The organism is Rhodococcus sp. NPDC127527, assembly GCF_042672245.1.
Taxonomy (GTDB): Bacteria; Actinomycetota; Actinomycetes; order Mycobacteriales; family Mycobacteriaceae; genus Rhodococcus_G.
This window is the reverse complement of sequence record NZ_JBHXVP010000016.1, coordinates 78086-91498: the sequence shown is the minus strand read 5'-3', so window position 1 is coordinate 91498 and position 13413 is coordinate 78086. Positions and strand designations below refer to the sequence as shown.

Here is a 13413-nt window from a genome sequence, read left to right as displayed (position 1 = left end):
CGCCCGGCACGGTCAGAACACCTCGCCGAATGCGGTGAGGTTGGCCAGCGCGTTCTGCACGTCGAGCTGAACGTCGTTGTACGCGTTGATGGCCTGGACGTAGGTGAGGTAGCGGGTCATCGAGGCCGCGCTCTGGTCCTGGTACGACGGCGGCAGGGGAGCGGCCAACTGCCCGGGCAGGTATTGCGACATCAACTGCGCCGCCATCGCTTTGGCCCGGGGATCGTCGTCGAAGGTGTTGTCGAGTTCGGCCCGTCCGCGTTCGGTCGCGTAGTCGTAGAACTCGTACTGGAAGGTCGACGGATCCACGAAGGCGGTGTCGCCGAACCATCCCGAGTACACCGCGACCTTCGCCTCGGGCGTCCGCATGACGTAGATGTGCTGTGGGGACTTGTTCCAGATGACCGCCTGAGGGGCGTGCTCGTTGGTGGCGAACACCACGTGGTCGCGACCGGGCGCCGCGGCACTGCGCAGCACCGGCATGAGGTCGAGCCGCTCGGCGTACATCGTCGCGAGTTCACCCGCCATCCAGCTTCGGTCGCCGTAGCCCAGCGTCGCGAGCATCGGCAGCACGTCGACACTGGACGTGAGTTGGCCGCGGAGGGTGTCGGTGTCCCCGGTGAAGCGGCCGGTCGGATCCGCGACGATCAGCGGAATGTGGAAGGCCTCGTCGTAGGCGGTCGCGAGCTTGCCGGAGACGAATCCGTGCGCACCGGCGTACTCGCCGTGGTCGGAGGTCATCACGAAGACGGTGTTCCTGGCGACGTCCTCGGGCAGTGCGTGCAGGACGGTGCCGATGTGGTCGTCGACCATCGACAACACCTGGGTGTAGCTGTCGAGGGCGCGTTCCCAGTAGGTGTATGGCGCGTACGCGACGTTTCGCTTCGGGTCGGTGCCGTCGCCGTACGGCTGGAGGTAGAAGTTCGTGGCGTTGGCGTGGTCGTCGGTGACCCCGCCCCACACCAGCGACTGGAACTCGCGGGCGAAGATCTGTGTTGTCGGCTTCGCCTTCAGTGCCGATGCGGGCTCCCAGTTCGGCGGGACCGATGCGTAGCCGACGCGGGGCGGGTCGGACTCGATGCCCGCGACCGGCGACCAGGTTCGTGCGGGCGTCAGCGGTGGCTGGTGGCTCTGGTAGAGCGAGGTGTAGCGCTCCGGTTCGGTACCCGCCCAGAAGAACTGCTTGTCGTGCGGGTTGACGAAGCTGACGGTCAGGCAGAACGGATTCTGGTCGGGCCGCCGGTGGGCGAGCCAGGCGGCGCCCTGCTGTGCGATCGCACCGTCGAAGTTGATGCCGTCACCGTTGTCGCCGACGATGTCGGGCATCGTCAGCCCCGTGAATCCGTATGCGTCCAGGTAGCCCTCGCCGACGCCCGCGTCCTCATCCGGGGACGGGGACAGGTGCCACTTGCCCACGTACGGCGTCTCGTACCCGGCCTGCCGCAGGATCTTGCCGTAGGTGGGAAAGCCCCTTCCCAGTGCCGGTGACGGCACGGGTGCGCTGCGCGTCCCCGTCCGGGTCTGCAGCAGCCAGGTCTGCATCGGATACAGGCCGGTGGCGAAGCAGGCCCGGCCCGGACTGCACGCCACACCCGCGGTGAAGTGCTGGCCGAACTTCACCCCGTGTGCCCACAGGTTGTGCAGGTTCGGCATGAACCGCCGGAGGAACTCGTCGGGAGTACTGACACCCGCCGGGAAGACCTGCGGGAACCGCATCTCGTCGACGACGATGAACACGATGTTCGGCTGACCGTAGCCGCCGCGGGCGGCACTGGCCGTGCGCTCGGCGGCGTCGGCGCGCTTGTCGAACAGGCCGGTGAGGACGGTGACGCCGCCCACGGCGGCCGCGGCGCCGGTGATGAACCGGCGCCGGTCGATCCGATGATCGGTGTGCTCTGCGGACATTGCGGCACCTCCTCGGAGTAGACCCCCGAGTTCGGTTTACTCCGGTCCTCGGCCGGGCACAGCGTTTTCGGCAATCGGGATGGGTGTCCGCCCGTGGTGCACGCGGGTAGAGTTCTGAGCGTTGGGATTCGGAGGCATCTTTCGTGATGCGAACTGATGGCGACAACTGGGACATCGTCAGTAGCGTGGGCCGCACCGCGTTGGGTGTGGCGACCTTCCGCGCACTGGAGTCGGTCCGGCCGGACGCGCTGGTCAAGGACGAGTTCGCGAGGTGGTTCGTCGACGCGGCCGCCGACCCCCACTTCGTCGGCTTGCTCGCGGACCCGTCCCCGCTCGAGGACACGCCGTTCTTCTTCCCCGGATTCATGGGCATCCGAACCAAGTTCTTCGACGACTTCTTCCTGTCGGCCGTGTCGGCGGGGGTGTCGCAGGCGGTGATTCTCGCCGCCGGGCTCGACGCCCGGGCCTACCGACTCGACTGGCCGGCGGGCACGACCGTGTTCGAGGTCGATCAGCCGAAGGTGCTCGAGTTCAAGCGCGAGGTGCTCGTCGATCACGGTGCGCACCCGAAGGCGGACCGGCGCCCGGTCGCCGTGGACCTGCGCGAGGACTGGCCCGCGGCACTGGCCGCGTCCGGCTTCGATCCGGGCAGGTCGTCCGCCTGGTCGGCCGAGGGGCTTTTGCCGTACTTGCCGGGCGCGGCGCACGACGCGTTGTTCGAACGGATCGACGGACTCTCGGCTCCGGGCAGCAGGCTCGCCGTGGACGGGTTCGGCAACGGAGCCGATCTTCGGCGTTTCGCGGCACTTCGGGAGAAGTACTTTCCCGTCAACCCGTTCGGGGACATGGACGTCGCCGAACTGTTCTACGAGGACGAGCGGGCCGATCCGGCGCGGTGGCTCACCGGGCACGGTTGGTCGGTCGAGCACTTCGCGCTGCTCGAACTCGCAGCCGACTACGGCGTAGAGGTGCCGCAGCTCCCGGAGGACCTCGCCGATCTGTCGACCCGGTCGACGTACGTGACCGCCGTGAAGTAGCGGGCCGTCACGGCCTCGGCAGTGCGGCCCGGACGCTCGCGCCGACCGCGGCCAGTCTGGCCCTGCGTACCGCCGACCACAGGGGTCGCAGTGTCTCCTCCCTGGCCGCGGCGCCGGTGGCGGTCTGCGCGCGACCCCCGGAGTCCCCGGCGACGGTCAGGATGGCGGCGACCTGGTCCGCGGTGTCGAAGATCCTCAGGGCGCGGACGGGTGTCGACCGGGGTTGGCCGTGGTGCGAGAGTTCGGCCAGCTCCTCGGCGATCCGCGTCCGCGGATCGGTGTCGTCCCGGGCGTAGCCGCCCTGCATCGACGCCAACGCCTCGGCCGCCTCCCGGACCGCCCGACGCAGCTCGAACTCGGCCTCACCGAGGCCTGTCTGCTCGGACTCGCCGGGAAGGACCGGAATCGGAAAGACCGTCCACCGCAACACGTCCGGACCCTCGACCGTCGGAACGAGCCCGAGTCCCGGCCGGCCGGCCGCGCCGACCAACACGCCCTGCCCGGAGTCGATCGCGGCACCGGCGAATGTGGTGCCGATCGGCAGTCCGCGGACGTCGCCTGCCGCGGGCAGGACCAGCGCGACCGACGCCTCGGGGTCGTCCGCGGTCAGCCGTCGCACCGCACGCAGCAGCAGGACGGGACCGGCGTCCTCGGGGTCCGGCCAGGGCAGGTCCCACTGCACCGCGGCCTCGGCGTCGCCGGCACCCACCAGGTGCATCGGGGCCCACGCCTGTACGGCGTCGATGACGTCGTCCGGCGAGCACGCGCCGGCGAGCCACGCGGCGGCCCACATGACGAGGGTGGAACTGGGACAGGACACGGTATTCCAGCATAGGTCGGCGTGGCGGAACCATGCCATCGGCGGGGTGTCCTAGCGTTGACGGCCGTGAGTGCACGCGACATGTACGGCGGAAACATCTTCAACGGACACACCCGCAGCAGGCGCCCCGAGTACCCCAAGGTGCCCGCTGACAAGGGCCTGGTCGTCGAGGACGCGGGCACCGGCTACTGCGGGGCGGTCGTCGGCATGGAGAAGACCTACGACGGCGATTACGTCCGGCTCGAGGACGGGCGGGGGCAGACCCGGCTGTTCGCCATGCGGCAGGCCGCGTTCCTGATCGACGGCAAGACCGTGACCCTGGTCCGGCCGACCGCGCCGAAGAAGCCCGCGGCGGCGACCCGCTCCGCGTCGGGCTCGACCCGGGTCGAGGGGCTGCGTGCGCGGACCGCGTTGCCGAGCCGGATCTGGGTCGAGGGCATCCACGATGCCGCGCTGGTCGAGCGGGTGTGGGGGCACGACCTGCGCGTCGAGGGCGTCGTCGTCGAGCACCTCGAGGGCCTGGACAACCTCGCGGACCGGCTCGCCGAGTTCGACCCGGGTCCGGGACGCAAGGTCGGTGTGCTGGCCGACCACCTGGTCGAGGGTTCCAAGGAGTCGCGGATGACCCAGAACCTCGGCCCCCACGTGATGGTCACCGGCCACCCGTACATCGATGTGTGGGAGGCGGTGCGGCCCAAGGCTGTTGGCATCGCGTCCTGGCCGAAGATCCCGCGCGGCGAGGACTGGAAGACCGGCATCTGCCGGGAACTGGGATGGGGTACGCCGCAGGACGGTTGGCGCCGCGTCTACGGCGCGGTGTCGAGTTTCCGCGACCTCGAGTCGCCGCTGATCGGGGCCGTCGAACGACTGGTGGACTTCGTCACGGTCGACTGACAGCGGCAGCCGAATCGCGGTCGCGGCCGACGGTCGCCGATTCTGGTTAGATGGTGGCGTGGCAGCGATAATCTGGCTGGTAGCAGGGGTATTGCTCGCCGCGGCCGAAGCGTTGACGGGGGACTTCTTCCTGCTGATGCTGGCCGGCGGCGCGCTGGCGACTGCCGGCGTCACCGCGGTGACGGATCTGCCCGTGTGGATCGACGCGGTGATCTTCGCCGTGGTGTCGCTGGCGCTGATCGTCGGGGTGCGGCCCGCACTGCTGCGCCGGTTCTCGAAGCCGCCGCTGCTGCCGACCAACGTCGATGCGTTGCCCGGAAAGCATGCGCTGGTGCTCGAGGAGGTGGCCGAGCACGGCGGTCAGGTCAAGCTCGACGGTCAGGTGTGGACGGCGCGGGCGCTCGACGCGACCGAGGTCTACCCACCCGGAACGACGGTGACCGTGATGGAGATCGACGGCGCCACCGCCGTCGTGTGGCGGGGACCGTAGATGTCTGCTGGTCCCGAAGTGACTGGAGGGGAACGCACGTGGCTGCACTGATTGTTCTTGCCGTGATCGTGGTGCTGGTGGTGATCGTGGTGGCGAAGTCGGTCACCCTGGTCCCACAGGCCGAGGCCGCGGTCATCGAACGGCTCGGCCGTTACGCGAAGACGGTGTCCGGGCAGCTGACGTTCCTGGTCCCCTTCGTGGACCGGGTCCGCGCGAAGGTCGACCTGCGCGAGCGGGTGGTCTCCTTCCCGCCGCAGCCGGTGATCACGCAGGACAACCTGACGGTCTCGATCGACACCGTCGTCTACTTCCAGGTGACCAATCCGCAGGCCGCGGTGTACGAGATCAACAACTACATCGTCGGCGTCGAGCAGCTCACCACCACCACGCTGCGCAACGTGGTCGGCGGCATGACGCTGGAGGAGACGCTGACCTCGCGTGATTCGATCAACGGCCAGCTGCGTGGCGTCCTCGACGAGGCGACCGGACGGTGGGGCCTGCGGGTCGCCCGAGTCGAACTCAAGAGCATCGACCCGCCGCCGTCGATCCAGGAGTCGATGGAGAAGCAGATGAAGGCGGACCGCGAGAAGCGGGCCACCATCCTCACCGCAGAGGGCCACCGCGAATCGGCGATCAAGACCGCCGAGGGCGACAAGCAGTCCAGGATCCTCGCGGCCGAGGGTGCCAAGCAGGCCGCCATCCTCACCGCGGAGGGCGAGCGGCAGTCCCGGATCCTGCGCGCACAGGGTGAGCGGGCGGCGAAGTACCTGCAGGCGCAGGGGCAGGCGAAGGCGATCGAGAAGGTGTTCGCGGCGATCAAGGCGGGCAAACCGACGCCGGAACTGCTTGCCTACCAATACCTTCAGACCCTGCCGCAGATGGCGCAGGGGGACGCGAACAAGGTGTGGCTGGTGCCGAGCGACTTCGGCGACGCGCTGAAGGGCTTCGCGAAGACGCTCGGCGCACCCGGCGACGACGGGGTGTTCCGCTACGAAACCACCGCCGAGGCGCCCGCCGCGCCGGTCGACGACTCCGACGAGGTCGCGGACTGGTTCGAGACGAAGACCGACCCGTCGGTGGCCCGTGCGGTCGCCGCGGCGGAGGCGGTGGCCCGGCAGCCGGTGGACACCTCCCTCATGCCGGAGCATCAGCTCGAGCCGCAGCACCGGGAGACTGGCGAGCTTCCGCCGGGGCAGTAGGGGAATCGAATCAGGGCCGCGGCGGTGCGGTGAAGTCGATCTGCCGTCGGGCGTTGGACAGCGTGGTGACGACGCAGGTGCCGATCGGGCCGCTGCGGTCGTAGAGGGTTGCGGTGCCGATCGAGATGCCGTCGGAGGCGACGGTGCTGTCGGCGCGCAGGCCGAGTTCGTACCCGAGCGGCAGTCTCGACAGGGTGACGGTCACGTCGGTGTTGATGTACCCGGCGCCCTGCGAGCCCCCATGGCAGACGTGGTTGGTCGCGTCGCCGAGCACGGCGCGACGCCGGTGGCCAGGAACGCCACGGAGGCCCGCGCCCGCACCTGCTCGTCCTGCACGATGACGGCGTCCGCGACCGTGATCCGCGTGCCTGGGCGGACGACTTCGCTGCGCACCTCGATCGGCTCGTTGAGCACGGGCCTGAACAGGTCCACCGTCAACCGGGCCGGGACGAATCCCGCCGGGCAATGGGTTTCGAGCTGCCGAGCGAGCGCACCGCAGACGCCCGTACCGCTCAGCTGCGTCGGCGCCCACGGGCTGACCGCGAGCTCGTCCGCCACGAGCAGATCCCCATGCCTGGTGAAGAAGCTGACCACCCGGTTCCCCTTCCGATCGTAGGTAACAAGATCGTCGGTAGTGCATCGAGTGTTGCCGACGTCCGCGGCCCGGGGACGAGAATGGCGGACGTGACAGACGCACCCACTCGGCAGCACCAGTGGAGGAGAATCGCATGAAGACCCCGTACCCACCCGGGCCGCGGATGCCGGCGGTCGCTCAGACCATCCTGTTCCAACGCCGCCGTGCACAGTTCCTCCCCGCCATGGCCCGCCGCTACGGTGACGTCTTCTCCTTGCGGGTGCCGCCCTACGCCGACAGCCTCGTCGTGTTCTCCCGACCCGAGCACATCAAGGAGATCTTCGCCGCCGGACCGCACGATCTGCACGCCGGCGAGGGGAACCAGATCCTCGGGGTGGTCATGGGCGAGCACTCACTGCTCCTGACCGACGAGGACGAACACGCGCGCGCCCGCCGGTTGCTCACGCCCGCGTTCAACGGAGCCTCGCTTCGTGGCTACCAGGACGTCGTGGCAGGCATCGCGGCCAGGGAGGTCGCTTCGTGGGAGGCAGGGCAGGAGGTGATCACCCTGGACCGGATGAACGCCCTGACCCTCGAAGTCATCATGCAGGTGGTGTTCGGGGTCGGCGACGACGCCACCCGTGCCCGGCTCGCACCGCGACTGCACCGGATCGTCAACCTCAACCCGCTGGTCTTCGTCGGCGCCGCGATGCCACGGCTCCGCCGATTCGGCCCCTGGAAGCGGTTCCAGGACAACAAGAAAGAAGTCGACGCCCTCCTCTACGCCGAGATCGCGGACCGCAGACGGGCTCCGGACCTCGCCGAGCGCAGCGACGTCCTCTCGCGGCTGCTCCACGTCGGCGCAGGCGATGACGACGACCCGCCGCTCTCCGATGCCGAGCTCCGGGACCAACTGGTCACGCTCCTGCTCGCGGGACACGAAACCACCGCCGCCGCCCTGTCCTGGGCCCTCTACGAACTCGCCGCCAACCCCGAGATCCAGCGGGAGACCTCCGAGGCCGCGCTCGGGGGCGACGATAAGCAGCTCGAGGCGGTGATGAAGGAGGCGATGCGCCTGCACACGGTGATCGCGTCCACCGCACGCAAACTCACCCGAGACATGACGATCGGCGGTTGGCAGCTGCCGGCGGGCACCGTGGTCAACACCTCGATCCTGCTCGCCCACCGCAGTGGCGAGAACTATCCCGACACAGCGCAATTCCGGCCGTCGAGATTTCTCACCGGAGAGGTGGCACCGAACACCTGGCTGCCGTTCGGTGGCGGGGTGCGACGGTGCATCGGCGCCGGCTTCTCGGTGATGGAAGGCGCCACCGTGCTGCGCGAGATCCTCACCCGCTGCCGCCTGTCGCTCCCGGAGGCCGCGGGGGCCGAGCACGGACGGGTGCGCAACATCACCAACGTTCCCGCGGGCAAGGCTCGGATCGTCGTCACGCCACGGTGAACAGTGCAACCGCATCGCCTCCACCTCTGCCGATGCACTGTGTGCCCGGTGTCTGGGGACCGACCGGCTGTGGGGCGTTGGCGCGGACGTACTTCCTGGACTCGTCGCACATCAGTCGTGCACGGATGCGAGGTGCCGTCCGGAAGTCGCAGGCACGCCGCCTGCGTTGACTACAGAAGGTGCAACCAGCTCAATCGGCCTCGGGGCCTTGGGATCTCGTCGTTGGGGTGGTGCCACACGCGACGTCGGCAGCCGGCCGTCACCGTGCTTGCGCCTCTTCCATTCGCACATATGTACGAGTATCGTCGGGTGTATGGAACTCGCCGAGATGCTCGCCTCGCCGTCGGGGGTGGAGGCGTGGCGTCTGGATGAGTCGGAGTTGCTGACGGCTGTTCCGGAGCTGTCGGTGCGGTTGCGTCAGCTGGAGGCGTTGCGGGTTCGTCTGGTGCACGAGGTCGATCAGCGGTGTGTGGCGGAGCGGGTGGGTGCGTCGTCGCCGGGGGTGTGGATGTCGGGGGTGACGGGGATGGTTCCGGCCGCGGCGAATCGTCTGGTCAAGTTGGGTCGGGAGTTGTCGGGGTTCCCGAAGGTGGCTGCTGCTCTGGACGGCGGTGAGATCGATGTCGAGCGGGCGTGGGTGATCGTGCGTTTCGCGCGGAGTGTTCCGGAGGGTGCGGCAGATCTGCTCGGCGAGTTCGATATTGACACCGACCGTGCCGATGGTGAGGGGTTCGGTGACAGCGGTGAGGATGCCGTCACCGCGTGCGCGAACTACCTGTTGCTCGCTGCTCGCGGTGAGGATGCGACGGAGCTGGCTCGGCGGGCGCGGGCGTTGCATCTGCTGCTCGAGCGCGAAGGCGGCGGGGTGCCGGATGCGGAGAACGCGGAGCTGAACGAGTTGTTCGCGTCGCCGAGTCTGGGTGGGCGGGTCCATGTCAAGGGCCACTTCGACGCGGAGACCGGGGAGGCGTTGTTGACGGCGTTGTCGGCACTGTCGAAGCCGCGGCCGGGTGCGGGTGCGGGTGATCCTGGTGGTGAGGGCGGTGCCGATCGTCGCGGTCCGGCGCAGCGTCGTGCGGATGCTCTCGCGGACATTGTTCGGGGGTATCTCGATTCGGGGTGTGCGCCGGTGGAGGGTGGTGAGCGTCCGCACGTGTCGGTGTTGGTCGACGCGGACGCTCTGGCTGAAGCCGCGGCCGCTGCGGATCCGGACCGCTCGGGGGACGGGCATCGGCCGACCGAGCCGGCCGGTGCCGCAAACACGCGGTCCGTTCAGCGCCGTCGTGGTGGCAGGCGCGGACCATCGTGGATGCCGTGGCTGGGGCCGATCTCGGTGTCGTTGGCGGTTCGTCTGTCGTGCGATTCCGTTGTCACGCCGATCGTGATCGACGGCGAGGGGAATCCGCTCGACGTGGGCCGTTCCACCCGGCTGATCTCCAGCAGACTCCGCAAGGCCCTCGCCGCCCGGGACTGTGGTTGTGTGTTTCCGGGGTGCGGGCGTCCCGCCGCGTGGACGGACGGGCACCACATCCGGCACTGGTCCAACGGTGGCCCTACGGCGTTGTCGAATCTGGTGTTGCTGTGCAGGTTTCATCACACGGTGATTCATCGTGGTGACTGGCAGGTGTTCATCGGCGAGGACGGGCATCCGTGGTTCCGCCCGCCGCGCTGGGTGGATCCCGAGCGAATACCCGTGCCGGCACACAACCGGCGCCAGCACTTCACCTCCGCGGCCTGAACCGCGACCACCTTGCGGGCATCGCCCCGGCACCATCCGCTGTGGGGTGGTGTCGGGACGATGCCTGCAGCCGGTTCTGTCCAGGCGCCGCGACCGGACCGGTCACCAATGGGTTCGCCACCGCGATAACCGCTGCGAGAGTGCTGGCGCCCGGTCTGAGACTGTGCTGTCACGCGAGGCGGACGGGTTGGCGCAGAATCGTCTTCAGCTTCTCCGGTGCCGTCTTGCGGGCGTCGTTGAGGTAGATCTCGTGGTGGTCGCCGTTGAACGTCAGGCCGTGCTCGGGCATGAACTCGTCGTGCAGCCGGGCCAGGGTGGCGGCCTCGTCGTCGTAGGGGCCGAGGTGCAGAATCTGCAGGCTCCGACCCTCGGCGAGGGTGACGGGGCGCAGCAGTTCCAGGGCGGGGAGGTCCTTCTTGGCGGCGGCCGTCGCTCGTGCCTGCTCGATGTCGGCAGAGGTGATCCACTCCGGCTGCGCGATCATCATGGTCCAGTCCCAGCCGTCCTTCTCGCGGGTGACGAAGGTGCTCGGATCGGCGGCGCGCCAGAGACCTTCGAGCGGTGCGACGACGAGATCGCGGCCCTGTGCGTTCTTGCTCGCGAACTTGATCGCGTACGCGGTGGCGTAGAGCGCCTCCACGGCAGCGGCGTACGCGACCGACGTGTTCGGGTCGCCGTGACCGTCGACGGCGATGTAGGTCATCTCCGGGACGTCGACAGCGGTGAACTCCTTCGCCGCCGGCGCGTACAAGCTCTTGTGCGCCTTCTTGATGTCGTACTTGTCCATGTCGGCGCCTTTCTGGCGTGCGAGGACCTGTTCGGCCCAGTGAATGTCGGCCCGGATCATCGCCTCGGCGTAGTCGAAGAGGGCGGCAGCCTGATCGGGGATTGGCGACTGCCGGAGTCGTTGCTCGCGCAACTCGTCGAGGTGCGCCTCGAGCTGGGTGACCCGGCTTCGCAGTCGGCCGGTGACCGCCGGCGCGCCCAGGTCCGGGCTGTTGGCGATGCCGATCAGGACGCGTGCCCGGATCGGGTCGAGGGAGTCGATGGCGTCAAGTGTCTGAGTCGACGCCGTCGAGTGACCTTGGCCTGTGAGTCGGTACGTCACCCGCCGGGACCGGGTCTCGGTCGAGGGGACGGGCTCGATGAGGCCTTTTCGGGCGAGCTTGTCGAGGAGGTAGTAGATCGACGAGAAGCCCAGTGACGTCCACTCGCGCATGCCCCGGTCCTCGATCACGCGGTCGAGGTCGTAGCCGTGCCGGGGTTGCTCGGCCAGGAGTCCGAGCAGGGTCAGTTCGGCATCCGTCAGGGGGTCGGTCACGCCGCTACTCTAGCGCTGGAGTAGTTGGGCGTCGAGGGGGCGGACGTTCCTGGGGAGTGCTCAGGAACGTCCGCTCAGGTGATGAGCGCCTTGGCGACCCCGCACACCGCGACCGCCCACAGCACCGAGGTGAAGGTGCCGATGATGAACTGCTCTGAGGCATTCGGTTCGCGCAGTTCGGGATACCGTGCCAGGCCCTTGACCGCGAGGACAACGGCGAGTCCCTCCGGCCAGCCCGCGAGAATCGCGACAGCCACCGCGGTGCGTTCGAGCACTCCGATGGTCCGGCCACCGCGCAGCGGTCCGGGGCTCGCGGGCGACTCGCCGGTCGGCGGTCCCGCGTCGGGCTGGCGCTTGGCGATCCGGAACGCGGCGCGGGCCAGCGGAGCGCCACCGGTCGCGGCCGCGGCCACCGCGATCACCAGGGTGGCGCCCAGTGCGAACCCCTTGACGGGATGCGTGCCGGTTGCGGCGAGCGCGGCCCCGCCCAGCGCCAGCGACGCGACGGCCGGGCTGATCCACAGTGGGATCCTGTTGCCCGCCAAGGCGACCGGAGCCAGTGCAGCCACGCCGAGCAGGACCAGGGCGAGTGCGGTCATCGGTCGGCATCCTCCAGTAGTCGCTCGGCGAGTCGCCGGCCGGCAACCTCCGCCTGCCAGCCTGCCACCGACAGGCGTTGCGAGACTGCCTGTTTGCTGATCCCGAGCCGCTCGGCGGCCTCCGCCTGGGTGAGCCCGTCGCGCATTGCCGCGACCGCGGACCGGCCTGCGTCCGACCGTCGCGACACCAGCAGCGCCAGCAGCATCACCGCGGCCTCGGCGTCGGCGGCGCGGTGATCGCCGGACCGATCCGGGCCCCGCACCGAGACCGCTCCCGGCAGGTTCTTCGCCCGTTCGACCGCGACCCGGGCCGCCTCGAAGGCAGGCCCTCGGCCGGCCCGGGTGCTGGCGGGCAGGGGCGTCTCGACCGCGCCCACGCCGATGCCGACGCTCCACTGACCGCGGGTGGCGAGGTCGAGGGCGAGGTCGACGACGAGGGCGGCATCGTCGGTGACGGCCTGGACCTCGTCGCCCGCGGTGCGTTCGAACGGTCGTGCCAGCTCGATGGCCGCGAACTCGTCGAGCAGCGGCGCCACCCTGTCGACGTCGCGTCGGCTGCCTCGCTGGTCGACGGTCAACACGAACATCCGTCAAGGCTAGAAACTTGAAACCTCAAAGTCAAGGCTTGAGGCTTTACTGCACTCTTGCCAGTGTCGGGGCTTGACCGCTAGGCCTCGGACGTGACCTCGCCGACCGGTTCCAGCGACTGCTCGAGCGTCGCCGCAGGACCGGCGGGCACCCCCATCCGGGCATCGAGCACCAGGCCGAGCACGCCGATCGTGATGCACACCCCGGACAGCGCGAGCAGCGCCGGATCGGTGTCCCCGCCGAGCGCGTTGCCCAGCACCACGACGCCGATGGTGCCCGGCACGATCCCCACGAGCGTCGCGAGGACGTACGGGACGAACCGGATCGAGGAGATGCCGCTGCAGTAGTTGATCACCGAGAACGGGACCGGCGCTATCAGCCGCAACGACCCCACCGCGAGCCAGCCGCGCCGGGCCAGCCGATCGTCGATCTTCTGGATCGCCGGATGCGTCATCCGGGCGGCGACGACGTCCCGCCCGATCGCGCGCACCAGCAGCAACGCCAGGGCGGCGCTGAGCGTGGTCGCGGCGACCGCGATCAGTACTCCGGTCGCCGCGCCGAACAGCAGGCCGGCCGTCACCGTGAACACGGTGCGGGGGACCGGCGCCACCGTGACCACGGCATGCACGGCGAAGAAGGCCAGCGGGAAGGCGGGGCCCATCGACCGGGACCAGTCGCGCATCTGCTCGACCGACGGGTGCGGGGCCAACAACGCGATCGCGCACAGCGCCACCACCAGCAGCAGTGCCCCGATCGTCCTCGGGTCACGCAGGCGCCGTCTCACGG

The 13413-nt window shown here is 69.3% G+C and carries 14 protein-coding genes and 1 pseudogene; 6 read left to right on the top strand and 9 right to left on the bottom strand.

Features of this window, described 5'->3' with window-relative positions:
* Nucleotides 1-12: 12 nt before the first annotated feature.
* Entirely contained in the window at nucleotides 13-1905 is a 1893-nt protein-coding gene (locus ACFVH2_RS21980) for a sulfatase-like hydrolase/transferase (protein ID WP_378428250.1), read from the bottom strand.
* 146 nt (nucleotides 1906-2051) lie between these two features.
* On the opposite strand from ACFVH2_RS21980, the gene ACFVH2_RS21975 reads away from it, so the two are divergent.
* The gene (locus ACFVH2_RS21975) at nucleotides 2052-2942 is read left to right on the top strand and encodes a class I SAM-dependent methyltransferase (protein WP_378428285.1); all 891 of its coding nucleotides are present in this window, start codon (nucleotides 2052-2054) and stop codon (nucleotides 2940-2942) included.
* 7 nt (nucleotides 2943-2949) lie between these two features.
* Here the strand turns inward: ACFVH2_RS21975 and ACFVH2_RS21970 are convergent, their stop codons facing one another.
* Nucleotides 2950-3762, bottom strand: a complete 813-nt coding sequence (locus ACFVH2_RS21970; RefSeq protein ID WP_378428252.1) for a hypothetical protein — start codon at nucleotides 3760-3762, stop codon at nucleotides 2950-2952.
* 66 nt (nucleotides 3763-3828) lie between these two features.
* Between ACFVH2_RS21970 and ACFVH2_RS21965 the strand changes: the two genes are divergently transcribed.
* The 3 genes from ACFVH2_RS21965 to ACFVH2_RS21955 are packed head-to-tail and all read left to right on the top strand — an operon-like array spanning nucleotide 3829 to nucleotide 6345.
* Nucleotides 3829-4656, top strand: a complete 828-nt coding sequence (locus ACFVH2_RS21965; RefSeq protein WP_378428253.1) for a DUF3097 domain-containing protein — start codon at nucleotides 3829-3831, stop codon at nucleotides 4654-4656.
* A 58-nt stretch (nucleotides 4657-4714) separates the two neighbouring features.
* Nucleotides 4715-5146, top strand: coding sequence for an NfeD family protein (locus ACFVH2_RS21960; protein WP_378428255.1), 432 nt, complete (start codon nucleotides 4715-4717; stop codon nucleotides 5144-5146).
* A gap of 38 nt (nucleotides 5147-5184) precedes the next feature.
* Nucleotides 5185-6345, top strand: coding sequence for an SPFH domain-containing protein (locus tag ACFVH2_RS21955; protein ID WP_378428257.1), 1161 nt, complete (start codon nucleotides 5185-5187; stop codon nucleotides 6343-6345).
* Nucleotides 6346-6355: 10 nt separating this feature from the next.
* Here ACFVH2_RS21955 and ACFVH2_RS21950 read toward each other — a convergent pair whose 3' ends face one another.
* Both ACFVH2_RS21950 and ACFVH2_RS21945 read right to left on the bottom strand, forming a co-directional pair.
* A complete protein-coding gene (locus tag ACFVH2_RS21950; RefSeq protein ID WP_378428259.1) occupies nucleotides 6356-6619 on the bottom strand; it encodes a hypothetical protein in 264 nt (87 codons plus the stop codon).
* On the bottom strand, nucleotides 6547-6939 hold the full coding sequence (locus tag ACFVH2_RS21945) for an acyl-CoA thioesterase domain-containing protein (RefSeq protein WP_378428261.1): 393 nt from the start codon (nucleotides 6937-6939) through the stop codon (nucleotides 6547-6549). Before ACFVH2_RS21945 ends, ACFVH2_RS21950 begins: the two co-directional genes overlap by 73 nt.
* A 134-nt stretch (nucleotides 6940-7073) precedes the next feature.
* On the opposite strand from ACFVH2_RS21945, the gene ACFVH2_RS21940 reads away from it, so the two are divergent.
* Together ACFVH2_RS21940 and ACFVH2_RS21935 are read left to right on the top strand one after the other, a co-directional pair.
* Nucleotides 7074-8381, top strand: a complete 1308-nt coding sequence (locus ACFVH2_RS21940) for a cytochrome P450 (RefSeq protein ID WP_378428263.1) — start codon at nucleotides 7074-7076, stop codon at nucleotides 8379-8381.
* A 313-nt stretch (nucleotides 8382-8694) separates the two neighbouring features.
* Nucleotides 8695-10119 (top strand): DUF222 domain-containing protein, encoded by a 1425-nt coding sequence (locus tag ACFVH2_RS21935; RefSeq protein ID WP_378428265.1) that lies wholly within the window; start codon nucleotides 8695-8697, stop codon nucleotides 10117-10119.
* A gap of 169 nt (nucleotides 10120-10288) precedes the next feature.
* Here the strand turns inward: ACFVH2_RS21935 and ACFVH2_RS21930 are convergent, their stop codons facing one another.
* From ACFVH2_RS21930 to ACFVH2_RS21910, 5 genes and pseudogenes are all read right to left on the bottom strand, one after another.
* Nucleotides 10289-10906 (bottom strand): GyrI-like domain-containing protein, encoded by a 618-nt coding sequence (locus tag ACFVH2_RS21930; RefSeq protein ID WP_378428287.1) that lies wholly within the window; start codon nucleotides 10904-10906, stop codon nucleotides 10289-10291.
* A gap of 297 nt (nucleotides 10907-11203) precedes the next feature.
* A pseudogene (locus ACFVH2_RS21925) lies at nucleotides 11204-11440 on the bottom strand (PadR family transcriptional regulator); the annotation flags it as partial.
* A 74-nt stretch (nucleotides 11441-11514) separates the two neighbouring features.
* On the bottom strand, nucleotides 11515-12039 hold the full coding sequence (locus tag ACFVH2_RS21920) for a hypothetical protein (RefSeq protein ID WP_378428267.1): 525 nt from the start codon (nucleotides 12037-12039) through the stop codon (nucleotides 11515-11517).
* The gene (locus tag ACFVH2_RS21915; RefSeq protein ID WP_378428269.1) at nucleotides 12036-12626 is read right to left on the bottom strand and encodes a hypothetical protein; all 591 of its coding nucleotides are present in this window, start codon (nucleotides 12624-12626) and stop codon (nucleotides 12036-12038) included. The genes ACFVH2_RS21920 and ACFVH2_RS21915 overlap by 4 nt, the downstream gene beginning before the upstream one ends.
* Before the next feature lie 80 nt (nucleotides 12627-12706).
* A complete protein-coding gene (locus ACFVH2_RS21910) occupies nucleotides 12707-13411 on the bottom strand; it encodes a TVP38/TMEM64 family protein (protein ID WP_378428271.1) in 705 nt (234 codons plus the stop codon).
* Between the last annotated feature and the right edge of the window lie 2 nt (nucleotides 13412-13413).